This window comes from Pseudomonas sp. MDV22-iso1 (assembly GCF_058145095.1).
On the sequence record NZ_JBYVMF010000041.1, the window covers coordinates 1 to 25167 of the forward strand.

Annotated in this window: 28 protein-coding genes and 1 pseudogene; 17 read left to right on the forward strand and 12 right to left on the reverse strand. The window is 59.1% G+C overall.

Annotated elements, in window-relative coordinates:
* The first annotated feature begins 588 nt into the window (after positions 1–588).
* The gene (locus tag AC3ZVB_RS27810) at positions 589–936 is read left to right on the forward strand and encodes a DUF6124 family protein (protein ID WP_490148346.1); all 348 of its coding nucleotides are present in this window, start codon (positions 589–591) and stop codon (positions 934–936) included.
* A 610-nt stretch (positions 937–1546) separates the two neighbouring features.
* Here AC3ZVB_RS27810 and AC3ZVB_RS27815 read toward each other — a convergent pair.
* Positions 1547–2539 (reverse strand): annotated as a pseudogene (locus AC3ZVB_RS27815) (sterol desaturase family protein); the annotation flags it as partial.
* A gap of 183 nt (positions 2540–2722) precedes the next feature.
* Between AC3ZVB_RS27815 and AC3ZVB_RS27820 the strand changes: the two are divergent.
* Entirely contained in the window at positions 2723–3364 is a 642-nt protein-coding gene (locus AC3ZVB_RS27820) for a TetR/AcrR family transcriptional regulator (RefSeq protein WP_162438524.1), read from the forward strand.
* Positions 3365–3601: 237 nt separating this feature from the next.
* Here the strand turns inward: AC3ZVB_RS27820 and AC3ZVB_RS27825 are convergent, their stop codons facing one another.
* Together AC3ZVB_RS27825 and ggt are read right to left on the reverse strand one after the other, a co-directional pair.
* Positions 3602–4135 (reverse strand): cysteine hydrolase family protein, encoded by a 534-nt coding sequence (locus AC3ZVB_RS27825; RefSeq protein WP_490148347.1) that lies wholly within the window; start codon positions 4133–4135, stop codon positions 3602–3604.
* Positions 4136–4211: 76 nt separating this feature from the next.
* A complete protein-coding gene (ggt, locus tag AC3ZVB_RS27830) occupies positions 4212–5939 on the reverse strand; it encodes a gamma-glutamyltransferase (RefSeq protein ID WP_490148348.1) in 1728 nt (575 codons plus the stop codon).
* Positions 5940–6089: 150 nt separating this feature from the next.
* Between ggt and AC3ZVB_RS27835 the strand changes: the two genes are divergently transcribed.
* Positions 6090–6602, forward strand: a complete 513-nt coding sequence (locus tag AC3ZVB_RS27835; protein WP_490148349.1) for a methylated-DNA--[protein]-cysteine S-methyltransferase — start codon at positions 6090–6092, stop codon at positions 6600–6602.
* 122 nt (positions 6603–6724) lie between these two features.
* On the opposite strand, the gene AC3ZVB_RS27840 is transcribed toward AC3ZVB_RS27835, so the two are convergent.
* Entirely contained in the window at positions 6725–7312 is a 588-nt protein-coding gene (locus AC3ZVB_RS27840; RefSeq protein ID WP_490148350.1) for an NUDIX domain-containing protein, read from the reverse strand.
* A gap of 53 nt (positions 7313–7365) precedes the next feature.
* Positions 7366–7803 carry a hemerythrin domain-containing protein gene (locus AC3ZVB_RS27845; protein WP_194692339.1) on the reverse strand — a complete coding sequence of 146 codons (438 nt, stop codon included), beginning with the start codon at positions 7801–7803 and terminating at the stop codon, positions 7366–7368.
* 148 nt (positions 7804–7951) lie between these two features.
* Here AC3ZVB_RS27845 and AC3ZVB_RS27850 point away from each other — a divergent pair, with 148 nt between their 5' ends.
* Positions 7952–8383 (forward strand): GNAT family N-acetyltransferase, encoded by a 432-nt coding sequence (locus tag AC3ZVB_RS27850; protein WP_490148351.1) that lies wholly within the window; start codon positions 7952–7954, stop codon positions 8381–8383.
* Positions 8384–8526: 143 nt separating this feature from the next.
* Here the strand turns inward: AC3ZVB_RS27850 and AC3ZVB_RS27855 are convergent, their stop codons facing one another.
* Positions 8527–8877, reverse strand: coding sequence for a hypothetical protein (locus AC3ZVB_RS27855; protein ID WP_490148352.1), 351 nt, complete (start codon positions 8875–8877; stop codon positions 8527–8529).
* Between the two features lie 161 nt (positions 8878–9038).
* Here AC3ZVB_RS27855 and AC3ZVB_RS27860 point away from each other — a divergent pair, with 161 nt between their 5' ends.
* The 9 genes from AC3ZVB_RS27860 to AC3ZVB_RS27900 all read left to right on the forward strand — a co-directional run bounded on the left by AC3ZVB_RS27860 (position 9039) and on the right by AC3ZVB_RS27900 (position 14120).
* Positions 9039–9287, forward strand: coding sequence for a hypothetical protein (locus tag AC3ZVB_RS27860; protein WP_162438531.1), 249 nt, complete (start codon positions 9039–9041; stop codon positions 9285–9287).
* A gap of 21 nt (positions 9288–9308) precedes the next feature.
* Positions 9309–9638 (forward strand): DUF6388 family protein, encoded by a 330-nt coding sequence (locus tag AC3ZVB_RS27865; protein WP_162438532.1) that lies wholly within the window; start codon positions 9309–9311, stop codon positions 9636–9638.
* A 99-nt stretch (positions 9639–9737) separates the two neighbouring features.
* Positions 9738–10442: a YoaK family protein gene (locus AC3ZVB_RS27870; RefSeq protein WP_162438533.1), complete on the forward strand. Its 705-nt coding sequence runs from the start codon at positions 9738–9740 to the stop codon at positions 10440–10442.
* 212 nt (positions 10443–10654) lie between these two features.
* Positions 10655–11047, forward strand: coding sequence for a sulfurtransferase complex subunit TusD (tusD, locus tag AC3ZVB_RS27875; RefSeq protein WP_490148362.1), 393 nt, complete (start codon positions 10655–10657; stop codon positions 11045–11047).
* A 1-nt stretch (position 11048) separates the two neighbouring features.
* Positions 11049–11405: a sulfurtransferase complex subunit TusC gene (gene tusC, locus AC3ZVB_RS27880; RefSeq protein ID WP_490148353.1), complete on the forward strand. Its 357-nt coding sequence runs from the start codon at positions 11049–11051 to the stop codon at positions 11403–11405.
* Positions 11405–11698 carry a sulfurtransferase complex subunit TusB gene (gene tusB, locus AC3ZVB_RS27885; RefSeq protein ID WP_162438535.1) on the forward strand — a complete coding sequence of 98 codons (294 nt, stop codon included), beginning with the start codon at positions 11405–11407 and terminating at the stop codon, positions 11696–11698. Before tusC ends, tusB begins: the two co-directional genes overlap by 1 nt.
* Positions 11695–12030, forward strand: a complete 336-nt coding sequence (locus tag AC3ZVB_RS27890; protein WP_490148354.1) for a TusE/DsrC/DsvC family sulfur relay protein — start codon at positions 11695–11697, stop codon at positions 12028–12030. The genes tusB and AC3ZVB_RS27890 overlap by 4 nt, the downstream gene beginning before the upstream one ends.
* Entirely contained in the window at positions 12027–13028 is a 1002-nt protein-coding gene (locus AC3ZVB_RS27895) for a glycosyl transferase family protein (RefSeq protein WP_162438537.1), read from the forward strand. Before AC3ZVB_RS27890 ends, AC3ZVB_RS27895 begins: the two co-directional genes overlap by 4 nt.
* A gap of 90 nt (positions 13029–13118) precedes the next feature.
* Positions 13119–14120 (forward strand): glutathione S-transferase family protein, encoded by a 1002-nt coding sequence (locus tag AC3ZVB_RS27900; protein WP_490148355.1) that lies wholly within the window; start codon positions 13119–13121, stop codon positions 14118–14120.
* A gap of 137 nt (positions 14121–14257) precedes the next feature.
* On the opposite strand, the gene cysG is transcribed toward AC3ZVB_RS27900, so the two are convergent.
* From cysG to AC3ZVB_RS27930, 6 genes are all read right to left on the reverse strand, one after another.
* Positions 14258–15652: a siroheme synthase CysG gene (cysG, locus tag AC3ZVB_RS27905; protein WP_490148356.1), complete on the reverse strand. Its 1395-nt coding sequence runs from the start codon at positions 15650–15652 to the stop codon at positions 14258–14260.
* Positions 15653–16933, reverse strand: a complete 1281-nt coding sequence (serS, locus tag AC3ZVB_RS27910; RefSeq protein WP_162438540.1) for a serine--tRNA ligase — start codon at positions 16931–16933, stop codon at positions 15653–15655. It abuts the gene before it with no gap.
* A gap of 15 nt (positions 16934–16948) precedes the next feature.
* Positions 16949–17323 (reverse strand): fluoride efflux transporter CrcB, encoded by a 375-nt coding sequence (crcB, locus tag AC3ZVB_RS27915; protein WP_162438541.1) that lies wholly within the window; start codon positions 17321–17323, stop codon positions 16949–16951.
* Complete coding sequence (locus AC3ZVB_RS27920; protein WP_490148357.1) at positions 17323–18645, reverse strand: replication-associated recombination protein A; 1323 nt, start codon at positions 18643–18645, stop codon at positions 17323–17325. The genes crcB and AC3ZVB_RS27920 overlap by 1 nt, the downstream gene beginning before the upstream one ends.
* Positions 18646–18857: 212 nt before the next feature.
* Positions 18858–19481 (reverse strand): outer membrane lipoprotein periplasmic chaperone LolA, encoded by a 624-nt coding sequence (gene lolA / locus AC3ZVB_RS27925; protein WP_162438543.1) that lies wholly within the window; start codon positions 19479–19481, stop codon positions 18858–18860.
* Positions 19482–19548: 67 nt separating this feature from the next.
* Entirely contained in the window at positions 19549–21960 is a 2412-nt protein-coding gene (locus tag AC3ZVB_RS27930; RefSeq protein ID WP_490148358.1) for a DNA translocase FtsK, read from the reverse strand.
* A 306-nt stretch (positions 21961–22266) separates the two neighbouring features.
* On the opposite strand from AC3ZVB_RS27930, the gene trxB reads away from it, so the two are divergent.
* The 4 genes from trxB (at position 22267) to infA (ending at position 25083) form a co-directional block, all read left to right on the forward strand.
* Positions 22267–23226, forward strand: coding sequence for a thioredoxin-disulfide reductase (gene trxB / locus AC3ZVB_RS27935; RefSeq protein WP_194692347.1), 960 nt, complete (start codon positions 22267–22269; stop codon positions 23224–23226).
* A gap of 64 nt (positions 23227–23290) precedes the next feature.
* Complete coding sequence (gene aat, locus AC3ZVB_RS27940; protein WP_162438546.1) at positions 23291–23971, forward strand: leucyl/phenylalanyl-tRNA--protein transferase; 681 nt, start codon at positions 23291–23293, stop codon at positions 23969–23971.
* A 74-nt stretch (positions 23972–24045) separates the two neighbouring features.
* Positions 24046–24753 carry an arginyltransferase gene (locus AC3ZVB_RS27945; protein WP_490148359.1) on the forward strand — a complete coding sequence of 236 codons (708 nt, stop codon included), beginning with the start codon at positions 24046–24048 and terminating at the stop codon, positions 24751–24753.
* Positions 24754–24864: 111 nt separating this feature from the next.
* On the forward strand, positions 24865–25083 hold the full coding sequence (infA, locus tag AC3ZVB_RS27950; RefSeq protein ID WP_002553999.1) for a translation initiation factor IF-1: 219 nt from the start codon (positions 24865–24867) through the stop codon (positions 25081–25083).
* The last annotated feature ends 84 nt before the right edge of the window (positions 25084–25167 follow it).

Sequence of the window (25167 nt, forward strand, 5' to 3'; positions counted from 1 at the left end):
GGGTAGAAAGCTTTCAAGAAATGGGTGCAATTTTATATAGGATGTTTCCGCGTGAAGCGTAGGACGGGTCCGGGTTTTGGGGCGCCGGAGCTGTAGGAAAAGTCGTGTTCTGGCGGGACTATTTGGCGGCTTGGGCTTATTGCTGTGGGGGCTGTTCGGGCCTCATCGCGAGCAAGCCCGCTCCCACAGTTTGATTCTGTGTGTTCTGGAGATGGTTGGCCACGCTGGGCAATTGGGGGGCTTGTTTAATCGCAGTCAGCTTCACTTCTTGAAAGCTACAGTTTCTTGCGTCGATGCCTACAGGTACGCCAGAATCCGCCGGCTTGTGCGCCTTGGGTGCGGGCTCTATCGTTTGTCGGTCGCTGAAAAACAGCGATTGGGTTTGGTAGCCCGTTTCGTATTAGGCGCATAGCGTCACCTTACGCAGTTGCTTTCTCAGGACTTGGTTTTATGGTGGCCATGCGCAGGGCTCCTTCGGGAGCGCCGGGTTCCTAATGCGACCGGTCTACCAACCCGCGTATGGCCGCCACCCTTCGTTTGGTAGCGAGGGTGATGGCTCCTTTGTTCTTCGCATTAGGAGTTTCATCCATGCCCAAGGTAACGCCCAATCCGCCGGCTACCGATCCGGTAGCAACCAGTGAAAATCCCGATTCCGAAAATCCCCACAACGCAGCCGGTCGCGCACCCTCTATCGCCGACATAAAAGCCACCCCGCACAAACTCTGCACCTTCTTCACCGTCAACCCCGACCTCGATAACGAAACCCTGTTGGCCTATGCCTGCGAATCTCTGGCGTCGGCGAATGTGATGGCCACTGATCTGGTGGATCATCTGGAAGGGACGTCGCGTAATGCGTTGTTGGGCATTGCGCAGGTCATCATGCTGGGCGAGTTGGTGGTGAATCGGGTGTTGGATCGAATCGAATCTCCGGCGTGATGGCTTAATCCAAAAATCAAAAGATCGCAGCCTCGTTGCACTCGACAGCTCCTACAGAGGAACGCGTAGACCATCGTATTTCCTGTAGGAGCTGTCGAGTGCAACGAGGCTGCGATCTTTTGACCTTGTGTCCGATCCCCCTCAAGAAACGGAGTTCAAATGAAGACTGACTGGCAACAAATTCGAGACATGATGAACACGGCGATCGACAGCTGCGAGCAGATCGAAGCGGCGGGGTTCAGCGAAAAACATCGTGATGCGACGGTGAACATCAAGGGGGTCGATTACTCGGTTCAGGAGTTTCTGATCAGCGCCTGGACCTTGCCGGAGAATATCCGCTACCAGATCAATCGCGAGCGACACGACGCCGGGCATGATCTGCCTTATGTGCCAGAGGCTGCGCGGATTCTGGTCGCCATGGCGCAGGCGTGTGCAGAACTTGTGGGGGCTCAGGACAGTGCTCCGGCCAACACCGCCATTGAAGGGATGAAGCATTGGTACACGGCTTATGCCGTGCCTCATATGCTGGCGGCGATCGAGAAGGCTGCCATCGCGCCCAACCCAAGGTAGCCATGGACAGCAATTCGAGGCGGCCACCGTTGACCAGAGGCTTCGCCGGACGGACCTTGCTGGCGACTTCCACAAATGGCGTGACGATCAGGTTGTAGATCGACCCATACAGGTCTCGGTCCTTGTCGCCGATGCCAAACCGCAGCGTTTCTGGCTTCGACGTGGTCACGTACAGCGTGCCGAACATCCAGTCCCACAGTGACATGTTGACGCCGAAGTTCTTGTTGAAGTGTCGCGGTGCATCGCTGTGATGAATCTGGTGCTGGGCCGGGCTGTTCAGCACATGTTCGACCAGCGGCCCGAACGAGAACCATACGTGGCTGTGACGCAGGTTCGCCGCCAGACCGTTGAGGATGAACACCATGTACGTCACGCCGAACAACGTGTAGCGGCTGACTTCCCCGCCACAGGCGTACCAGACGACGCCGGCATAGAGGCTGATGACGATTGTGGAAGAGAGCTTTTCCACAATCTTTTCCACGAAATGCACCCGGCTGGCGGTCGCGGGTACGAGGACACGCGCCGAATGATGGACTTTGTGGAAGGCCCAGAGCCATCGGGTGTGAAAGGCGCGATGGGACCAGTAGTTGATGAAATCCTTCAGCAGGAATACGCCCATGCCGTAGAGCAATGAGAGTGCGAGGTGATCCTGCACGTGCACGCGGGCGCCCCAGAGGTTTGTGAAGAACGCGATGTAGTCGCCGGAGCGCAGGATGAGTGGGTCTACCAGGCCGACGATGGGCAGCACCAGCGCGATTTTGAGGATGGCGCGTACGAAGTAGTAACGGTAATCCAGCAACGCGGATTGGTGAAAATGCACCCGGTGCCCGCCGATAAATTGCCAGAAAGACCGCGCCTCGGTGACACCGCGATGTTTCCGATATCGATAGAGGCTGTAGGCAATGGCGTACGAGACGGACAGGAACAGCACACCTAACCGGCCGTTCACATCAAAGAGGCTGAGGAACTGGTGGCTGACAGGCTTGATCACCCACAAGATCAGGTAGTCAACAAGTGCTGCGAATGCATCCACGACGGGTTCGCCTCCTTCAAGGGAAGGGCGTGGGGTTCGGTGAAGCAGGCGATAAGTGTAGCCCCGCCTCGACTGCTTGCACCCTCCTGCGCTCATCACTCGGTCGATAAATGCCGTACCTGCTGGCTCTTTCGCTATGTAGTTTTGTATATTGCGTCACTCAAATCCCGAAGACAGCCGTTCATGAGCCGCATTCGCCAGCACAATCTGCACGTCATTCTGGAGGCCGCCAGCGCAGAGTTCGCCGCCAAAGGCTTCGACGCCACCCAGACGCGGGACATCGCAGCGCGGGCGGGTGTGCCTAAGGCCAATCTCTATTACTACTTCCGGAGCAAGGAAAGTCTTTACGCCAAGGTGCTTCTCGGGTTTGTCGAGCCACTGCTGGAGGCCTCGGCGGTGCTGCGCGAGAGCGATGACCCGGTTGCGGGATTGCAGGCCTACATTGCCGCACGGATCCGGATCGCCCGGGAGCATCCGCATATTGCGAAGGTGTTCAGTGGGGAGTTGTTACTGGGAGGCCGGCAATTGCCCGAAGAATGTCGGGACCTGCTGTATGCCGAGGCGCGACGCAATGTCGAATGCCTTCGCAGCTGGATTGCTCGGGGGTTGCTGGCGCCGGTAGACCCGGAGCACTTGATGTTGTTCATTTGGTCGGCGACGCGCACCTACACCAACCTGGGTTGGCAGATGGCGCATATCACAGGTCGGGAGACGCCGCGGGATGAGGATTATCGGGACGCAGCGGCGACCGTTACTCGTTTGGTGCTGGGCGGTGTGGGGCCGGTTGCAGTGGATGAGGGGAAGCGGTTGATGTTTGCGACTTGAGATTGTTGGGAATTGTTGGGAATTAGGGAATTGTTGGGGACTGCTGCGCAGTCCAGCGGGAGTAAACTCCCTCGCCACAGTGGTTATCTGCAGGAATTTCTTGCGGTGCTCTTGAGGCAGTACGTCGGCTCGAGCGCTCAGCAAATCCCTGTGGCGAGGGAGTTTATCGAATCGTCGCACCGTCCCGCTCGGCTGCGCAGCAGTCGTCGCTTCATCCCTCGCCATCGATAAACGATTTCAGAATTTGATTTCGCCGGCCGGTATAACGTCGATTCGGGCGACCGAGCCCGTCAAGTGCGCCAGATCTTTGTTGTGTTCGGCAATGATGTCTTCAGCGGCCATATTCCCGTTGTCCACCGTCGAATGTGCATCGGCGGCGAGCACCACGTCGTAGCCCAGTGTGTGGGCCTGGCGCACGGTGGCATTTACGCAATAGTCGGTTTGCAACCCGCAGATGATCAGGCGGTCGACATCCCTCTTTTGCAACAGCGCCCCCAGATTGGTTTGGTAGAAAGAATCTCCCGTGGTTTTGCGTACGCGCAGGTCCTCATCTGAGGTCACCAGCCCTTCTGCGAGTTGCCACCCTTCGCTTTTGAATTGCAGCAAGTCGCCCTCTTCCTCGTGCTGGATGAGGATGACGGGGATGTTGGCTTTTCTGGCCTTGGCACTGAGTCCGTTGATGGTGTCGATGATGCGTTTGATATCGAAGCATTCGTATTCGCCGGCACACAGAGCGCGCTGTACGTCGATGATCAGCAGGGCGGTGCTCATGGTCTTCCTTCCTTCCTTGAAATGTCGGTGGGACAAGGGGACAGAAAATAGATCCGTCCCCTTCTAAAAACAACCCTTAATAACCGAGCGACAACCCGGTGTTGCGTCGTGGGTCGTTCGCGCCGTAGAAACGGTTTTTGCCGACCGGTTTGCCTTCCAGCGAAGGGGCGCCGACCAGAATGGCCGCCACGTGGTTGGCATCCTGTGGCCCGGCGAACTTGTGGCCCATGGCTTCGAGCATCTTCACCGTGTCGGGACTTGTGGTGAAGGTTTCCAGGTTGGTTTCTTCCGGCAGCCATTGCTGGTGGAAACGTGGGGCATCGACCGCTTCCTGGATGTTCATGCCGTAATCGATCACGTTGAGGATGGTCAGCAGCGTCGCGGTGATGATGCGGCTGCCACCGGGGGTGCCGACGACCATCACCACCTTGCCGTCCTTGGTGACGATGGTCGGGCTCATCGACGACAGTGGCGCCTTGCCGGGGGCGATGATATTGGCTTCACCCTGGACCAGGCCGTACATGTTCGGCACGCCGATTTTCGAGGTGAAGTCGTCCATCTCATCATTGAGAATGACCCCGGTTTTACTGGCCATGACGCCAGCACCGAACCAGTCGTTGAGGGTGTAGGTCACCGACACCGCGTTGCCCCATTTGTCGACGATGGAATAGTGCGTGGTGTTGCTGCCTTCATGGGGCGCGACGCCGGGTTTGATCTCGCGGGAAACGCCGGCCTTTTTAGGGTCGATGGCTGCGCGGATTTTGGTCGCATAGTTTTTGTCCAGCAAATGCTCGATCGGATTCTTCACGAAGTCCGGGTCGCCCAGGTAGCTGTTGCGGTCCACATAGGCGTGGCGCATGGCTTCGATCTGGTAGTGCATGCCCTGGGCCGAACGGTAACCCAGGTCTTTCATTGGGTAGCCGTCGAGGATGTTCATGATTTCGCAGATGACCACGCCACCGGAGCTTGGCGGGGGTGCCGAGACCACGTGGTAACCGCGATAGTCGCACTCCACCGGAGCCAGTTCGCGGGTCTTGTATTTGTCGAGGTCGGCCTGGGTGATGATGCCTTTGTTGGCCTGGCTGGACGTGACGATGGCGTCGGCGACCCACCCTTTGTAGAAGCCGTCAGCGCCTTTCTCGGAAATTTCCCGCAGGGTTTTGCCGAGGTCTTTTTGCACGAGCTTCTGGCCGACCTGCATCGGTTCGCCATTGCTCAGGAAGATCGAGCCGGAGTCCTTGATGTCTTTCTTGAAGACATCGGTGGCGTACTCCAGCAAGTCGACATCACCCTGCTCCAGCACAAAACCGTCTTCAGCCAGTTTGATCGCCGGGGCGATCACGTCCTTGCGGGGTTTGGTACCGTATTTGGACAGCGCCAGCTCCATGCCTGACACAGTGCCCGGCACGCCGACCGCCAGGTGGCCGCGGGTACTCAGATCAGGGACGACATTGCCCTCTTTGTCGAGGTACATGTCGGCAGTCGCCGCCAGAGGGGCTTTTTCGCGAAAATCGAGGAAGGTCTTGCGTCCATCGGCCAGCTGGACGGTCATGAAACCACCGCCGCCCAGGTTGCCCGCTGCGGGATACACCACCGCCAGCGCGTAGCCGACCGCGACGGCTGCATCGACAGCGTTGCCGCCGTTCTTGAGCACATCGACACCCACGTGACTGGCCAGGTGCTGGGCAGTGACGACCATACCGTTTTCGGCCGCGACCGGGGCCACGGAAGCCGCGTAAGTACTGAGGCAGCTGAGCGCCAAAGAGGTCGCTATCAGCGATTTGGCAAAAGGTTCGAACTTCATGATTCGGTCTCTTTTTTTGTTTTTTGGCTCTGCCCAGGACAGAGGGAACGCTTCAGGAGCAGTAGCCAGTATGGCTAAGATTGCGTATTGCGCCTCCCCGACCAGGCAGTATCCTTAACGCTTGTTCAACAAATCGGCGCGGCCTGCGATATGACCTACACCTGCACAACCCTGGCGTCCCCGGTCGGTGAGCTGAAGCTGGTCGCGAATGGCTCACGCCTGGTCGCCATCCTCTGGGAAAACGACGCACCGGGCCGCGTGCGACTGGGGTCCATGAGCGAATCGACGGACAATCCGATCCTTTTGCGCACGGCCGAACAGCTGCGCGAATATTTTGCCGGCACCCGTGATCACTTCGAGCTGGAGCTGGAATTTGCCGGTACGGAATTTCAGAAGAAGGTCTGGGCAGCGCTGTTGACGATTCCGTTTGGCGAGACCCGCAGCTATAGCCAGATCGCCCAGCAGATCGGCAACCCGAGCGCGGTCCGGGCGGTGGGTGCGGCGAACGGGAAGAATCCGATATCGATTGTCGCGCCGTGCCATCGGGTGATTGGCGCGTCGGGGAAGTTGACGGGGTTTGCCGGGGGGTTGGAGGCGAAGGCGTTGTTGTTGCGGTTGGAGGGGGGAGGACAGGGTGAAACCGGACGCCTGGAAGGTTTCTAATGTGAAACCGTATCCCGTAGGAGCTGCCGAAGGCTGCGATCTTTTGATCTTTTTGCGTCAGCAATGGAAAGGAAGATCAAAAGATCGCAGCCTTCGGCAGCTCCTACAAGGTATGCGTTTGCTCAAGTAAACAGGTTTTTCATCGCAGCGTACTGCAACAGCATGATGGTCTTGGCGTCGCAGATTTCACCGCGGTAAAACGCTTCGAGCGCGTCGTCGAAAGTCCATTCCAGCACTTCGAGCTCTTCGGTTTCTTCCTCCAGTCCGCCGCCCTCGCTGACCTTCGAGGTGGCGTCATATTCGGCGATGAAGAAATGCAGTTTTTCAGTGACTGAACCGGGGCTCATGTACGCCTCGAACACCTTCTGCACGTGGTGCACGCGATAACCGGTTTCTTCCTCCGCTTCATTGCGAATACGCTCTTCAGGCGCTGCACCTTCGAGCAACCCCGCCGCCACTTCGATCAGCAAGCCGTCATGCCCGTTGACGAATACCGGCAAGCGAAACTGGCGAGTCAGTACGACGGTTTTCCTGGCGAGGTTGAACAGCAGAATCGCCGCGCCATTGCCACGGTCATAGACCTCGCGGGTCTGGCGCTGCCATTCGCCGTTGTTGCGACGGTAGTCAAAGGTGATTTTCTTCAGCAGGTACCAGTCGTGGGACAACACCTCAGATTCTACGATGTTGACCCTTTCAGCTGTATTCGACATGACAACGCGTCCCTGCTCCATTGGAAAGCCAGCATCTTAGGCGAAAAACCACCTCAGGAAAGCTGCGCTTCGTACTCCTTCACGTACTGCCCCGCCAACGTTTCCTTCTGTTTGTCGTCCAGGAGTTTGCCGGCCATCTGGAAGAACTTCTGCTCTTCTTCCTTCAGGTGGTGATGGACCTTTTCGGACAGTTTCTTCGCCATGGCGAGCCAGGCCGGGCTGGACATCTCGGTCTCGTCGAGGGTTTCCATCATCTCGTCCATCTCGTGGTGTTCAGAGATGGCATGGCGGCTGAGGTCGACGCCGTTGTCGAACTCCATCAGCGGAATGTAGAAATGCCGCTCTTCTGCGGTTTCGTGGGCCTGCAGTTCCGCCTTCAGCTGCTTGTAAGCTTCGACCCGCTCAGGGGTGTCGCCGCTGGTCTTGATCAGCGCGTCGGCATAGGTACGTTGACGGTCGTGGCTTTCACGCAAGGCTTCAAAAATATTCACGGAGTGTCCTCATCGGCAGCGTTCTCGAATGACGCTATTTAGGCTAGACATTCGCGCTGCAGCGACAGTTCCACGTGAAGATCTGGATCAATCACCCATCGCCGCGCTACGCTTGCCCCCTTCTCTCATGGCCATAAGGATTTAGCTGATGACACTGCGGATTGAACAATCGCAAGACCCCACGGACGACGAGCGCCAGGCGATCCTCCTGCCTTTGCGCGCCTACAACGCCTCAAAGGCTGGCGTTACGGTTGCCGAGCCGATTGCTTTACTGGTGCGCGATGAGCACGACGACATTCTCGGCGGGTTGTACGCCAAGGTGTTTTATCGGTGGCTGTTTATCGAGTTGCTGTCGGTGCCGGAACGCGCGCGGGGGCAGGGCTTGGGTTCACGGCTGATGCAGATGGCCGAAGACCTGGCACGGGAGAAGGAATGCGTCGGGATCTGGCTCGACACCTTCGAATTCCAGGCGCCGGGCTTTTACAAGAAGATGGGTTACAGCGAGCTGGGACATATTGCCGATTACCCGCCGGGGCACAAGCGCTTCTTCTTTCAGAAGCGGTTGATCAACGACGTTTAGCGACTGCGCCAATTATGTAATCGACACCTGATCCTTGTAGGAGTGAGCCTGCTCGCGATAGCGGTAGGTCATTCAACATTTATGTCGACTGACCTACCGCTATCGCGAGCAGGCTCACTCCTACAAGGGGGATCAGGCTGAATTCAGAGGCAGGTCGCCAGCGCCGCCAACCGGCGCTTGGCAACGAAATCATCCTGCTGCGCGTAGTAGCTCAGCACCGTCCCCGAAGCATCCAGTGTCACGTCCACGAAAGACTCCGCCGCACGGGTGTAAATGGTCGTCCCACCCTTCTCGCCCGGCTGCAGGTAGGCGCCGGCATCGTCACCAAACACCGCTTCGTCCTGCCAGGAAAACTGCACGCACTGGGCAACGACTTTTTCCGGCTTGTCCGACTTCAGGGTTTTGTACGGGGTTTTGGTGCGAGCATCGTTCATCACCGAGCCGGCGCAACCCGCCAGCAAGGTTGCGGCCAGCGCGACCATCAGAATTCGCATTGCATTCGCTCATCAGGAAAAAAGCGGACTGTATCACCCGGGCACGGCGTTTCGTTCTGCTTTACTTCATATATAACGCGACACCGGAGGGCGATTCGCGCACCCTGTCGCGCCATTAACCTCGCAACGCCCCATTTCCGGGCGCATTTTCTGGAAAGGCCATGACACCCAACGCCGAATACTACAAACCCACCGCTGAATATGCCGACAAGCTGATCAGCCAGATTGGCCAGACGCCGTCCTGGATCGCCAAGCGCATCGGGGTGACCGACAAGCGCATTCGCTACATCCTCGACGGCGAACGCACCGTCAAAGGCGAAACCACGCCGATCCAGATGACCTATCCCGAGCAGTTTGCCCTCGAATGCCTGGCCGCAGCAGCCAAGGCCAGCAAGAAGCAATCCACGTAGTTTCGTTATCAAGGAGCGACCATGGCGGCAACCGAACAGCAACACGAGCAGGCGCTAGAGAAGTTTCTCGATGAGCGTCCTGAACTGCGCGTCGAACTCGACAACCTCAATCCGCTGTTGGCTCAGGCCAAGGGCGAAACCGCGGCGCAGTTTCGCGACGAACGTTTGCATGAAGCCTTTGAAGCCGAGGCTGAGCGGCTTGGATTGTTTGCCTGGGAGCTCACGCTGCAACTGACCGCCGAGACTGATCAGGACTATCAGGCGCAGCGTCTGGAAGTGCACAAGGAAGTGGCCGAGATGGCGGGTATGGACTGGCTGGAATATTGCGAGTTATATGGACTGGGCAAGTAACCCTGTTTTTGAATGCCTATTCACGACTGCTTCGCATCCGAACGCAGGCTTCGCCAGCTGCTACACGGAGAGTGTTTTGCCTGAGGACGACCGTCGCCAATGCTGCCATCCCTCTCCACTGAACGCGCCAGCCCGGGCCATCTGCATGCCAGGAAATGGCGCGGACGCATCGGCCTGTCGCTGGTTGCCGGCCTGTCGGTGCTCGCCGGCATGACTGACGCCATCGGCTTCATGGCCAGTGGCGATTTTGTCTCGTTCATGAGCGGCAACACCACCCGCCTCGCGGTGGCCATCAGCGACGGAGACATGGGGCTGACCCTGCGTTTGCTGATCCTCGTCGCCACCTTCATCCTCGGCAACGCGTTGGGTATTGTCGTCAGCCGCCTGGGTGGGCGCCGGGCGCTGCCCTTGTTGCTGTGCATCGCCATGCTGCTCTGTGGTGCCGCAGCCTGGCCTTATGACGATCAATTGCCAGCGCTGCTGGCGGCGATCATCGCCATGGGCATGCTCAATGCGGCCGTGGAAGAAGTGAATGGCCTGCCGGTCGGGTTGACGTACGTCACCGGCGCGTTGTCGCGGTTTGGTCGTGGCCTTGGACGGTGGATGCTGGGCGAACGACGCAGCGGCTGGCGGGTGCAGTTGATCCCGTGGACCGGGATGTTTGCCGGCGCGGTGCTGGGCGCGTTGCTCGAGCATCATCTCGGGCTCAAGGCGCTGTTTGTCAGCGGGCTGCTGGCTGGGGGGATCGGGGTGTTGTCCTTGATGATTCCGCGGCGCTGGCAGTTGGGTTATATGCCGCGCTGAGCTGTGACTGAGATTGCATATCCTTTGTAGGAGCTGCCGAAGGCTGCGATCTTTTGACTTTGTTTTTCAAAAATCAGATCAAAAGATCGCAGCCTGCGGCAGCTCCTACAGGTGATCCCTGTGTATCTGACGAGTAGCTTCCAGGCAAAGCCCCTTAGCCGCCCCACCGATAAAGCTTTATCATGCACGCAGTTTTGCTGATCGAGTCCGCCATGAAGTTCGCCATTGCGCTGTTTTCCGCCGCCCATGCGCCCTCCTCGCGCCGCGCCTTGCTGTTCGCCCAGGCTGCGTTGGCTGGGGGGCATGAGATTGTCCGGCTGTTTTTCTACCAGGATGGCGTCTACAACGCGTCCGCCAGCGTGGTCACCCCGCAGGATGAGCTGGATGTGCCCCGGCAGTGGCGCGCCTTTGTCACCGACCATCAGCTCGACGGTGTGGTGTGCATCGCCGCGGCCCTGCGCCGTGGCGTACTGAACGAGGAAGAGGCCAAGCGTTATCAACGCAACGCTGTATCGGCAGGCGCGCCTTGGGAATTGTCCGGTCTGGGTCAGTTGCACGACGCAGTGCAGGACGCCGACCGCCTGATCTGTTTTGGAGGCGCGTGAGATGCCCAAATCCTTGTTGATCATCAGCCGCCAGGCCCCCTGGTCCGGGCCGAGCGCGCGGGAAGCACTGGACATCGTCCTGGCTGGCGGCGCCTTCGATCTGCCCATCGGCCTGCTGTTTCTCGATGACGGCGTGTTTCAGCTCGCGGCAAAACAGGACGCCAAGGCCCTGCAACAGAAAGACCTGAGTGCAAACCTGCAGGCCTTGCCGATGTTCGGTGTCGAGCAATTGTTCGTCTGTGGCGACAGCTCGACAGCGCGAGGGCTGGAGGGTTTTGCACTGGCAGAAGCCCAAGTGCTGTCCGCCGCTGAAATCACCGCACTTATTGACCGTTACGACCAGGTGATCACCCTCTGATGTCGACTTTGCATGTGTTGTCTCATTCCCCTTTCGGCGACGATCGCCTGACCAGTTGCCTACGTGTTATCGGCACCGACGATGGGCTGCTGCTGTCGGGCGATGCGGCGTACGCCTTGCAGCCAGGCACTGCACCCTTCGGCGTCTTGAGCGCCCGTGGCCTGAAACTGTTCGTGCTGGCAGAAGATGCTCAGGCACGGGCGATTTCGGTTCCAGACTGGGCAATCGGCGTGGATTATCCGGCCTTCGTCGACCTGTCGATCCACTACGACAAGGTCAACAGCTGGCTATGAATTCGCTGACAGTCGGCGCCCACGCCATCGAACTGGACAAGGACGGTTTCCTGGTCGAACTCAGTGACTGGTCTGCCGACGTGGCGAGTGCCCTGGCGGCGGCGGAAGGCATCGAGCTGAGTCCTGATCACTGGGAAGTCCTCGAACTGCTGCGCAGCTTTTACGCCGAATTCCAGCTGTCCCCGGCCACGCGCCCGTTGATCAAGTACACCGCATTGAAGCTCGGCCCGGAAAAAGGCAACAGCCTGCACCTGAACCGACTGTTCAAAGGCACCCCTGCCAAACTCGCCGCAAAACTGGCGGGCCTGCCCAAACCGACGAATTGCTTATGACCGACTATCCAGCGCTGACCCTCGAAACGCCCGCCGAGCATCCGTTCGCCCAGTTCGTGCGCATCCTTGGCAAAGGCAAGCGCGGCGCGCGTGATTTGACCCGTGAGGAAGCCCGCGAAGCCATGGGCATGGTGCTCGACGACAAGGTCGAGGAAACCCAGCTCGGCGCATTCCTGATGCTGCTGCGGCACAAGGAAGAAAGCGCCGAGGAAATGGCCGGGTTCACCGAAGCCTTGCGTCAGCGCCTGAATCCACCGGCAATGGCGGTCGATCTGGACTGGCCGACCTACGCAGGTAAAAAACGTCATCTGCCGTGGTACCTGCTCGCGGCCAAATGCCTGGCGCAGAATGGCCTGCGGATTTTCATGCACGGCGGCGGCGCGCACACGGCCGGTCGGTTGTACAGCGAGCAACTGCTGGCGCAATTGCAGATCCCGCTGTGCCGCAACTGGCAACAGGTGGGCGCCGCGCTGGATAACGGCGGGCTGGCATTCATGCCGCTGGTGGACTGGGCACCGCAGTTGCAACGGATGATCGACCTGCGCAACACCTTGGGGCTACGTTCGCCCATCCATTCATTGACGCGAATCCTTAATCCGCTGAGCGCCCGTTGTGGCTTGCAAAGCATCTTCCACCCCGGCTATCAGGCGGTGCATCGCGATGCCAGCGGCTTGCTCGGCGATACCGCGATCGTGGTGAAAGGCGACGGCGGCGAGATCGAGATCAACCCGGATGCCGACAGCCACTTGTACGGCACAACGGGCGGCGAAAGCTGGGACGAGGAATGGCCACAGCTTTCCAGCCAGCGTCACGTCAAACCCGCCTCGCTCGACCCTGAGCATTTGAAAGCGGTGTGGCGTGGTGATGTGGTCGACAGCTACCCGCAAATGGCATTGATCGCGACCATGGCCCTGGCGCTGCGCGGCCTCGGTCAAACCCGGGAGCAGGCCTTTGAAACGGCTCAACACTACTGGGACGCTCGGGACAGATCGATATAACCGATCATAACCGCCCAACCTTTGCGCTTTTTGTTCGAACCTATGCGCATAGACTCCTCTCCAACGCTTATTGATTGAGGAGTCTTGGACATGGGTTTGTTAGTAGAAGGACGCTGGCGGGACCAGTGGTACGAAAGCAGCAAGGACGGCGCGTTTCAGCGTGAGCAGGCGCAGCGTCGCCACTGGGTGACCACCGACGGCCAGCCCGGCCCGAGTGGCATCGGGGGCTTTGCGGCTGACGCCGGGCGCTATCACCTCTACGTCTCGCTTGCCTGTCCCTGGGCGCATCGCACGTTGGTCCTGCGCAAACTCAAAGGCCTCGACAGCTTGATCGACGTGTCGGTGGTCAGTTGGTTGATGCTCGAAAACGGCTGGACCTTTGACCAGTCGCTCGGCTCCACCGGCGACAAACTCGAGCACTTCGACTTCATGCATCAGCGCTACACCGCCGACACCGCTGACTACACCGGGCGTGTGACCGTGCCTGTGCTGTGGGACAAGCAACAAAATCGCATTGTGAATAACGAATCGGCGGAGATCATCCGCATGTTCAACAGTGCATTTGATGAGTTGACCGGCAATGACCTGGATTTTTATCCGGCGCCATTGCGTGGCGAGATTGACTCGCTGAACGAGCGTATTTATCCCGCGGTTAACAACGGCGTGTACCGCGCAGGCTTTGCCACGTCGCAGCAGGCGTACGAAGAAGCGTTCGATGAGGTGTTTGCCGAGCTGGACCGATTGGAGTCGTTACTGGGCGCCAATCGTTACCTGGTCGGGGAATATTTGACGGAGGCGGACATTCGGCTGTTCACCACGTTGATTCGCTTTGATGCGGTGTATCACGGGCATTTCAAATGTAACCTGCGGCGGATTGCCGACTATCCGAACTTGTCGAACTGGCTGCGCGAGCTTTATCAGTGGCCGGGAATTGCCGAGACGGTGAACTTTGAGCACATCAAAAAGCACTACTACGGCAGCCACAAGACGATTAATCCGACGGGGGTTGTGCCTAAGGGGCCGGCGCAGGATTTCAATGCACCGCATGATCGGGCGCGGTTGAGCGGGAAAGGGGTTTGGCGCAATGCCTGAGATCTGGAAATGATCTGATGGCCTCATCGCGAGCAGGCTCACTCCTACATTGGATCTGTGTTAAGCACAAAATTTGTGGCTTCACACGGTCGAAATGTGGGAGTGAGCCTGCTCGCGATGGGGATCACTCGGTCTATTCAGACCTGCGCCTGAGCCCCTTCGAACCACGCCAGTTTCTCGCGCAGTTGCACCACTTCCCCGACGATCACCAAGGTGGGCGCATGCACTTCGTGCTCCGCCACCAGCCGAGGCAGGTCCGCCAGGGTGCCGGTGAATACCCGCTGATTGACGGTGGTGCCCTGCTGGATCAGCGCCGCCGGCGTATCGGCTGCTCGGCCATGCTTGATCAATTGCTCGCAAATGATCGGCAAGCCCACCAGCCCCATGTAGAACACCAGGGTTTGCGCCGGCGCGACGAGGTCGGCCCAAGGCAAATCAGTGGAGCCATCCTTCAGGTGCCCGGTGACGAAACGCACTGACTGCGCATAATCGCGGTGCGTCAGCGGAATACCGGCATACGCCGCGCAACCGCTGGCTGCCGTGATACCCGGCACGACCTGGAACGGGATGCCATGGGCCGCCAGCTCTTCGATCTCTTCACCGCCACGACCGAAGATGAACGGATCACCGCCCTTCAAACGCACGACGCGCTTGCCAGCCTTGGCCAGATCTACCAACTGCTGGTTGATCTGATCCTGAGGCACGGCATGATCAGCGCGACGTTTGCCGACGTAAACCCGCTCGGCATCGCGACGGCACAAATCCAGAATCGCCGGCGCGACCAAACGGTCGTACAGCACCACGTCGGCTTGCTGCATCAGACGCAAGGCGCGAAAGGTCAGCAGGTCCGGATCGCCCGGCCCGGCACCGACCAAATACACTTCACCGGTTTTTGCTGGCGGCTCGCCAGCGATTTTCGCCAGCAGCAAGCGCTCGGCTTCAGCGCCCTGCCCAGCCAGTTGCCGGTCGGCAATCGGGCCCTGAAACACATCTTCCCAAAACGCCCGGCGCTGCTGCACATCCGGAAGCAGGTTTTTGACCTGAGTACGAAAGCGCGCAGCCAGGCCGGCCAGTTGTCCGTAGGTGGAAGGAATCCAGGTTTCCAGCTTCGCCCGGATCAACCGCGCCAGCACCGGTGCATCGCCGCCACTGGAGACGGCGATGATCAGTGGGGAACGATCGACGATCGCCGGGAAGATCACGCTACACAGGGCTGGCGCGTCCACCACATTGACCGGGACACAGCGCCGATGAGCATCGGCGGAGACTTGCGCGTTCAGCGGCTCGTCATCGGTGGCGGCAATGATCAGCCCGCAACCGTCCAGATCCGTCTCGATATAACCGCGCAACACGCACTCGCCACCGCTGGCGGCAACCAGTTCGCGCAATTGCGGTTCGATTTCAGGTGCAACCACGCGCAGCAGAGCACCGGCTTCGGCCAGCAGGCGGGATTTGCGCAAGGCAATCTCCCCCCCACCGACGACCAACACACGACTGCCGCGAAGGTTGTGAAACAGCGGCAGATAGTCCATTTAGCCGATGACCTCCAGGCCACCCATGTACGGCTTCAGCACGTCCGGCACACGGATCGAACCGTCGGCCTGCTGGTAGTTCTCCAGCACGGCAACCAGGGTACGACCGACCGCCAGGCCGGAACCGTTCAAGGTGTGAACCAGCTCAGGCTTGCCCGTTTCCGGGTTGCGGAAACGCGCTTGCATACGACGGGCCTGGAAGTCGCCGCAGTTGGAGCACGACGAAATCTCGCGGTACTTGTCCTGGCTCGGGATCCACACTTCCAGGTCGTAAGTCTTGACCGCACTGAAACCCATGTCGCCGGTGCACAGCGCCAGGGTGCGATAAGGCAGCTCGAGCAGTTGCAGGACTTTCTCGGCGTTGGCGGTCAGGCCTTCCAGCGCTTCCATCGACGTCGACGGCTCAACGATCTGGACCATTTCGACCTTGTCGAACTGGTGCTGACGAATCATCCCGCGGGTATCACGACCGGATGCACCGGCTTCACTGCGGAAGCACGGCGTGTGCGCGACGAACTTGATCGGCAGCAATTTCGAATCAACGATTTCGCCGGCAACAATGTTGGTCAGCGAGACTTCGGCCGTCGGAATCAGGTACAGATCCGCTTCACCTTCGCGAGCGATCTTGAACAGGTCTTCTTCGAACTTCGGCAGCTGACCGGTGCCTTGCAACGCCGGCGCCTGGACCAGGTAAGGCGTGTAAGCCTCTTCGTAACCGTGTTCGGTGGTGTGCAGGTTGATCATGAACTGCGCGAGAGCGCGGTGCAGACGAGCGATCGGGCCGCGCAGCAGGGCGAAACGGGCGCCCGACAGTTTGGCGGCGGTTTCGAAGTCCAGCCAGCCGAACTTCTCGCCGAGGGCCACGTGGTCCTGAACCGGGAAATCGAACGCGGTCGGGGTGCCCCAACGACGCACTTCGACGTTGTCGTCTTCATCCTTGCCGACGGGCACGGATTCGTGGGGCAGGTTCGGGATGCCGAGCAGGATCGAGTCCAGTTCGGTCTGGATCGCGTCCAGCTCCACTTTACCGGCGCTCAACTCATTCGCCATGCGCTCGACATCAGCCATCAGCGGCGCAATGTCTTCACCGCGCTGCTTGGCCTGGCCGATGGATTTGGAGCGCGCATTACGGTCAGCCTGCAGTGCTTCGGTGCGGGTCTGGACGGTCTTGCGCTGTTCTTCCAGCGCTTCGATGCGCGCAACATCCAGGGCAAAGCCACGGGATGCCAGGCGGTCCGCTACGTCCTGAAGGTTGCTACGTAACAGTTTGGAATCGAGCATGTCGGTCTCTCGTTATCAAAGTTTGGTCAAGGACAGGCCAGCCCACGTGGCGAGCAGCCCGCCGAATACGCTGATGGCAGCATAGCCCAGGGCCAGAAGCACTTGCCCGCTTTCCAGCAGGCGCACCGTATCCAGTGAAAAGGATGAAAAAGTCGTCAGCCCCCCGAGGAAGCCGACCATCAACCCGGCGCGCACCTCGATGGGCACCTCCGGGCGTATCAAAAACAGACCGTATAGAACGCCGATCAGCAAACAGCCGATGATATTAACGGCCAGCGTCGCGGTATAGAAGTGCCGCGGCCAATTAGCGTTGACCCAATTACCGGTGCCAAAGCGCAACAAGGTGCCAGCGATCCCGCCGACTGAAACTGCAACGATCAGAGGAAGCATTATTTTCTCCGCTGCCGAGGGCTGAGACGGTCCAGCTGCGCGAGGTGATTGAGCTTCTCGCCGATCTTCAATTCCAGACCTCGCGGCACCGGCTGGTAGAACGGCTGGGGCGCGAGTTCTTCCGGGAAGTAATCTTCGCCGGCGGCGTAGGCGTCCGGCTCGTCATGGGCATAACGGTATTCGTCGCCGTAACCCAGTTGCTTCATCAGCTTGGTCGGCGCGTTGCGCAGGTGCAGCGGCACTTCGAGGGAGCCGTGTTCGGTGGCGCTGCGCAGGGCCGCTTTAAAGCCCATGTACACCGCATTGCTTTTGGGTGCGCACGCCAGATAGGTAATGGCCTGGGCCACGGCGAGTTCGCCTTCGGGGCTGCCGAGCCGTTCTTGCACCTCCCATGCCGCCAGGCACAGGCTCAGAGCGCGCGGATCGGCGTTACCGATGTCTTCACTGGCCATGCGCACGACGCGCCGAGCCAGGTACAACGGATCGCAACCGCCATCGATCATTCGCGCGAACCAGTACAGCGCGCCATCGGGGTTGGAGCCGCGTACGGATTTATGCAGCGCAGAAATCTGGTCGTAGAACGCTTCGCCACCCTTGTCGAACCGCCGGCGGGTATCGCCCAGCAGGCTCTGCAACAAGTCCGTGCCGATTTCGCTGTTGTCTTCAGCCAGGTCCGAGGCGTTTTCCAACAGGTTGAGCAGACGCCGACCGTCGCCATCGGCGGCCGACAGCAGCATCTGGAAGCCTTCGTCGCTGAGAGTTAGCTGACGCTTGCCCAGACCGCGCTCTTCGGTCAGCGCGCGATGCACCAGTTTGCGCAGCGCCGCTTCGTCGAGGCTTTTGAGCACATACACGCGGGCCCGGGAGAGCAAGGCGTTATTGAGTTCAAACGAGGGGTTTTCGGTGGTGGCGCCGATGAAGATCAGCGTGCCGTCTTCGACATACGGCAGAAAGGCATCCTGCTGGGACTTGTTGAAGCGATGCACTTCATCAACAAACAGGATGGTGCGCTTGCCGTATTGTCCGGCCTGTTGCTTGGCAATTTCTACGGCTTGACGGATTTCCTTCACGCCAGCGAGTACCGCCGAGACAGTTTCAAAGTGCGCGTCCGACACTTCCGCCAGCAGCCGTGCAAGGGTGGTTTTGCCGACCCCTGGAGGCCCCCAGAAAATCATCGAGTGCAGGGCTCCCTGCTCCTGCGCTTCGCGCAAAGGCTTGCCACGCGCCAGCAGGTGTTCCTGACCGACGTACTCATCCAGATTGGCGGCGCGCAGGCGGGCGGCCAATGGTTGAGCGATCGGGGCGCTGCGAAACAGGTCCATCACTGCTTTTGAAACCTCGGGTTAATACAACTCTCTTAAGCCTGCTGGAAACCTGTGGCGAGGGGATTTATCCCCGTTGGGCCGCGAAGCGGTCCCAAACTCTACTAGTGCGGTGTAACAGGAGTACCGCATGCAATGGTTTCGCGACTGCTGCGCAGCCGAACGGGGATAAATCCCCTCGCCACAAAAGCTCGCTCCCACAGGTACTGTGGTTACTCCTGGATCACGTCCGCACCCTTGGGGATGTCGAACTTGAACTTGGACGCCGGGATCGGCTCGTTGGCCTTCACGCCGGTGAACAGGATATTGGTGCGCTGGCCGACACTGTCGATCAGCTGCATGTCATTGACCAGGCCATTGCGGAACGACAGGCGCAGGCTGTCGAACAGCGTGTCCTTGGTTTTCGGCTTCAAGGTGAAGTCGATCACGCCGCCGGCTTCCTTGGCGCTGATGTCGAAACTCTGGCTGATCTTGGAAACATCACCGGACAACAACAGCGCCGGCGTCTGGGTCAGACGCTGATCGAGGTTCTTGATCGTGACCTGTTCCAGGTCCGGGTCCCACAGGGATACTTTCTTGCCATCGGACACCATCAGTTGTTCCTGCGGCGCATCGGTGTGCCAGTAGAACAGGCCGGGGCGCTGCAAGGACATCTGACCGGCGGTTTCCTGCAACTGTGTGCCGCTGCCATCGAGGGTCAGCTGGGAAAAACGGGCGCTCAGGGTCTGGGATTTTTCCAGCAGTTGGGTCAGACGTGCCACGTCCTTGTCATCGGCGTGGGCCGAGAGCGTGGTCAAAGCCAGTACCGGCAGCAACAGCATGCGGATAAGACGCATGGGAGTCCTCATAACATTCGTGGGAGTGCGGGCGACGTTTGATAACGCCGCCCTTTTCAATAGCTGATCAGTCGCGAACCGGGCCTGGCGCCAGGACTTCGCGGGAACCGTTGGTGTTCATGGACGTCACGACGCCAGCCATTTCCATGGCTTCGATCATGCGTGCGGCGCGGTTGTAGCCGATCTTCAGCTTGCGCTGTACTGCGGAAATGGAAGCACGGCGGCTTTCCAGGACGAACTGCACGGCTTCGTCGTAGAGCGCATCGGTTTCGGCATCATCATCACCGCCACCACTGCCGCCATTTTCAAAGCCACTGCCGGCCTCTTCGACACCGGCGAGAATGTCATCGTTGTATTCCGGCGCGCCGCGCAGTTTCCACGCTTCGACCACCCGGTGAACCTCGTCATCGGAAACGAACGCACCGTGGACACGGATTGGCAGACTGGTGCCAGGCGGCATGTAGAGCATGTCACCGTGGCCCAGCAATTGCTCGGCGCCACCCTGGTCGATAATGGTCCGCGAGTCGATCTTGCTCGACACCTGGAACGCCATACGGGTAGGAATGTTTGCCTTGATCAGGCCGGTGATCACGTCAACCGAAGGACGCTGGGTCGCAAGGATCAAGTGAATACCCGCGGCCCGCGCTTTCTGGGCGATACGGGCGATCAGTTCTTCGACCTTCTTGCCGACGATCATCATCATGTCGGCGAATTCGTCGACCACCACCACGATGGTCGGCAGCTTGGTCAGCAGCGGCGCTTCATCGTGAATGCTTTCGCGTTTGTACAGCGGGTCGGTCAACGGTTCGCCGGCATCCTGGGCTTCCTTGACCTTGGCGTTGAAGCCCGAAAGGTTACGCACGCCCATCTTCGCCATCAGTTTGTAGCGGCGCTCCATCTCCGCCACGCTCCAGCGCAGGGCGTTGGCCGCGTCTTTCATGTCGGTCACGACCGGGCACAGCAAATGCGGAATGCCTTCGTAGATCGACAGCTCAAGCATTTTCGGGTCGATCATGATCAGCTTGGCGTCTTCCGGGCCAGACTTGAACAGGATCGACAGGATCATCGCGTTCACACCCACCGATTTACCGGAACCGGTCGTACCGGCCACCAGCAAGTGCGGCATTTTCGCCAGGTCGGTGATAACCGGCTTGCCGCCGATATCGTGACCCAGCGCCAACGTGACAGGCGACTTGAAGTTGTCGTACTCGGGGGTCGATAGCACTTCGGAGAAGCGCACGATCTGGCGGTCCTCGTTAGGGATTTCGATACCAACCGTGGTTTTGCCCGGAATCACTTCCACCACACGCACGCTGGGCACTGCAAGCGAACGCGCCAGGTCTTTCGCCAGGTTGGAAATGCGGCTGACTTTGACGCCGGCTGCAGGCTGGATTTCGTAACGGGTAATCACCGGGCCCGGGTGAATCGAATCCACCGAGACTTCAACGCCGAATTCCTTGAGCTTGATTTCCAGCAAGTGGCCAACCGCGGCCAGGGATTCGGGCGAATAATTGAGCTGTTTCTTTTCTGCAGGGTCGAGAATCGAGATCGGCGGCAACGTGCCTTCCACGGCGCTGTCGACGAACAACGGCGCCTGTTTCTCTTTTTCCACGCGCTTGCTGGGGGCGGCAGGTTTCGGTGGCGCGGGGGCAATCACCGGCGGCACCTGCTTCTCGCGGTCGGACATGTGCTTGCTCAGGGCCTGCTCACGTTCGATCAGGCGTTCCTTGACCTTGGCCTGTTCACGCTTGTCGGTCACGGTTGGCGCGACCACGTCGTGGACGCGGTCGTCGACTTCACGCAGTTGCGCGACCAGTTGCTTGCGTTCGACGCGAGCGGCCCACCAGCGATTGGCGGCGCCCTGGAACAGTTCGAAAAGGTCGAGGGTAATCTTGCCGGTGACGTCCATCACCTTGAACCATGACAGGTCGGTGAACACCGTCAGGCCGAACAGGAACAGCGCGATGAACAGCAACGTGCTGCCCTGGATGTTCAGCGCATTGCGGGCCAGATCGCCCAGGCTCTCGCCCAGCGCGCCCCCGGCACCGGCAGGAAGACCGGTTGCGGCATGGAAATGGATGTGAGCCAAAGCAGCGCCCGACAGCACCAGGAACACCAGACCGATCAGCCGCCAGGAAAACAGCCAGCCGCTCCACTGCCACGGCTCGTGACGCTGACGGAAAATCTGCCAGGCCTTGACTGCCAGCAACAACGGGAAGATGTAGGCGAAGTATCCCAGCACCATGAACAGGATATCGGCGCTGTAGGAACCGGCGGGGCCGCCGAAATTCTGCACATCATCGATCTTGCTGTTGTGACTCCAGCCCGGATCGTCCTTGCCGTACGTCAGCAAGGCCATCATCAGGAACAGGCACAAGGCACCGATGGCGATCAATGCACCTTCCTTGAGTCGGTAGTGCAATTGCTGCCGCCAGAGCGGAACGACGACTGTTTTAGGTGCTGCGGTGGATTTCTTCAAAACGCTACTTTTCCTGCGCCAATGGCGCGTCCATCTGTTGAATGACTATAAAAACTGCCCAATCCAGGCAGGTAAAAAAGTGAACAGGCGCAACTGGGACTACTTTTAACACTGCACCCGCGTTTTGATAAACACGGGATGCACTGCTTTTTTAAAACATGCACTGTTACAAGCAGGCATTGTACGGGTTTGTTCGTCTGATGCCATGCTCGCAACCCTTGGAAGCAACCTGGCAATCGACACATACCCTATCGTTCAATTTGAGCATGCATTCTCTTTTGTGACAAAGGCTTATGAGGTGTATTTATGAGCGAAGCGAAGCATTCCCGCCTGATCATTCTGGGTTCCGGCCCGGCCGGTTACAGCGCCGCTGTGTATGCCGCCCGCGCCAACCTCAAACCCGTTGTCATCACCGGCATACAGGCAGGAGGCCAGCTCACCACCACCGTGGAAGTCGATAACTGGCCCGGCGACGTCGAAGGCCTTACGGGCCCGGTGCTGATGGAGCGCATGCAAAAACACGCCGAACGCTTTGACACAGAGATCGTTTACGACCACATCCATACCGCCAAGTTGCAACAACGCCCGTTCGAGCTGATCGGCGATGGGGGGACCTATACCTGTGACGCGCTGATTATCGCCACGGGCGCATCGGCGCAGTACCTGGGGTTACCCTCGGAAGAGGCGTTTGCCGGCAGAGGCGTTTCGGCGTGCGCCACCTGCGACGGGTTCTTCTATCGCAATCAGGTGGTCGCGGTAGTGGGCGGTGGGAATACGGCGGTTGAAGAAGCTTTGTACCTGTCGAACATCGCGAAGGAAGTGCACCTGATCCACCGTCGCGACAAACTGCGCTCGGAGAAAATCCTCCAGGACAAACTGTTCGAGAAAGCCGCCAATGGCAATATCCGCCTGCACTGGAACCAGCATCTGGACGAGATACTGGGCGACGCCAGCGGCGTCACAGGCGCCCGCCTGCGGGACAGTCTCACCGGGGAAACCAGTGATCTGCCGGTGACCGGCGTATTCATCGCCATCGGACACAAACCCAATACCGACCTGTTCGAAGGCCAGCTGAGCATGCGCGACGGCTACCTGCGGGTTAAAAGTGGCAGCGACGGAGACGCCACTTCCACCGAAATTCCCGGTGTGTTTGCAGCGGGCGATGTCGCCGACCATGTTTACCGCCAGGCAGTTACATCTGCCGGTGCCGGCTGCATGGCCGCGCTGGACGCCGAAAAATTCCTCGACGACATTCCCGCCGTTTGACGGCAAACTTCACGACGGGCCTGACAACCCGCCACCGCCCTCCCCTTCTGCAAGCCCGGATGCCATGCTGACTTGGTTACAACGCAACACCCTGACCTTCCCGCCGCTGGACAAAGCCATGCGCGATCCCAACGGTCTCCTGGCCGCGGGCGGCGATCTGTCCGCCGATCGTTTGATCCAGGCTTACCGTCATGGGTGCTTTCCCTGGTTCTCCGAAGGCCAGCCGATTCTCTGGTGGTCGCCGGACCCTCGCACAGTCCTGTTTCCCGACGAACTGCATATCTCGCGCAGCCTGAACAAGTTGCTGCGCCAACAGCGCTATCAGGTGACGTTTGATCAGGATTTCGAAGCGGTCATCCGCGCCTGTGCTGCGCCGCGGGATTACGCGGACGGCACCTGGATCACCGAAGCGATGCAAAACGCCTACCTCGAACTGCACCGGCGTGGTTACGCGCATTCGGTCGAAGTCTGGGACCAGGGCGAGCTGGTTGGCGGCCTCTATGGATTGGCAATGGGTCAGCTGTTTTTCGGCGAGTCGATGTTCAGCCGCGCCGACAACGCGTCGAAATTTGGCTTTGCCACACTGGTCCAACACCTGAAAGACTCAGGTTTTGTACTGATTGATTGCCAGATGCCGACCGACCATCTGCACAGCCTTGGTGCGCGAGCCATTCCCCGCCGCGAATTTGCCGGCTATCTGACGCAGCACCTGGACCAACCCAACCGCGCCACATGGGTTTGCTGAGCGACTTTGACGCGCGTGGCTTACACTTATTCAAAAGCGCTTACACTTATTCAAAAGATTATCGAGGGTTGATCATGACCGAGTTGGCGCGCTTGAAGTTTTATGCCACTCAGCCCCACTCTTGCGGTTATCTGCCCGAAGAGCAGGCCACCACCCTGTTCCTCGATCCTAGCCAGCCCATGGACGTGCATGTCTACGCAGATCTGTCCGAAATGGGTTTTCGGCGTAGTGGCGATCATCTCTATCGGCCCCATTGCCAAAATTGCAATGCGTGCGTTCCAGCGCGCATTCCTGTTGCCAATTTTTTACCCAACCGCCAGCAGAAGCGCATTTTCAAACGTAACCTCGATGTGCAGGTACGCCCCGCCAAACCCAAGTTCACCGAAGAATACTTCGATCTCTATCAGCGCTATATCGAGCAGCGTCACGCCGACGGGGACATGTACCCGCCGAGCCGTGATCAGTTTTCCACGTTCCTGGTACGCGACCTGCCGTTTTCCCGGTTTTATGAATTCAGGCAAGAAGGCCGGCTGCTGGCCGTCGCCGTAACGGACCTGCTGCCTAACGGGCTTTCGGCGGTTTATACCTTTTACGAGCCTGCCGAAGAACGCCGCAGCCTGGGGCGTTACGCGATCCTCTGGCAAATCGCCGAGGCCCAGCGCCTGGGGCTGGAAGCGGTGTACCTGGGTTACTGGATCAAAAACTGCAAAAAGATGAGCTACAAGACTCAATATCGCCCTATCGAACTGCTGATTAACCAGCGCTGGGTCATCCTGAACTAGAGCAATCCCTAAACCCCTTGGCTTAAACCCCATTTTTCGGGCACAATGCACGCCGCTTTTGCCTGGCGCAGTTGCACCGGGCCATTCATTGGACACCGAGGGCTTTACTGCATGTCGAAAGAAGACAGCTTCGAAATGGAAGGCACTGTCGTCGACACCCTGCCCAACACCATGTTTCGTGTGGAGTTGGAAAATGGGCACGTCGTAACCGCGCATATCTCCGGCAAGATGCGCAAGAACTACATCCGTATTCTTACCGGTGACAAAGTGCGCGTCGAGCTGACGCCCTATGACTTGAGCAAAGGGCGCATCACTTACCGCGCTCGCTAATCAAGTCAATACAAGACGCCCGGTTTATGCCGGGCGTTTTTGTGTGCGCAGAATTTGATTGGCAACGCCCCCCCCCCCCCCGCT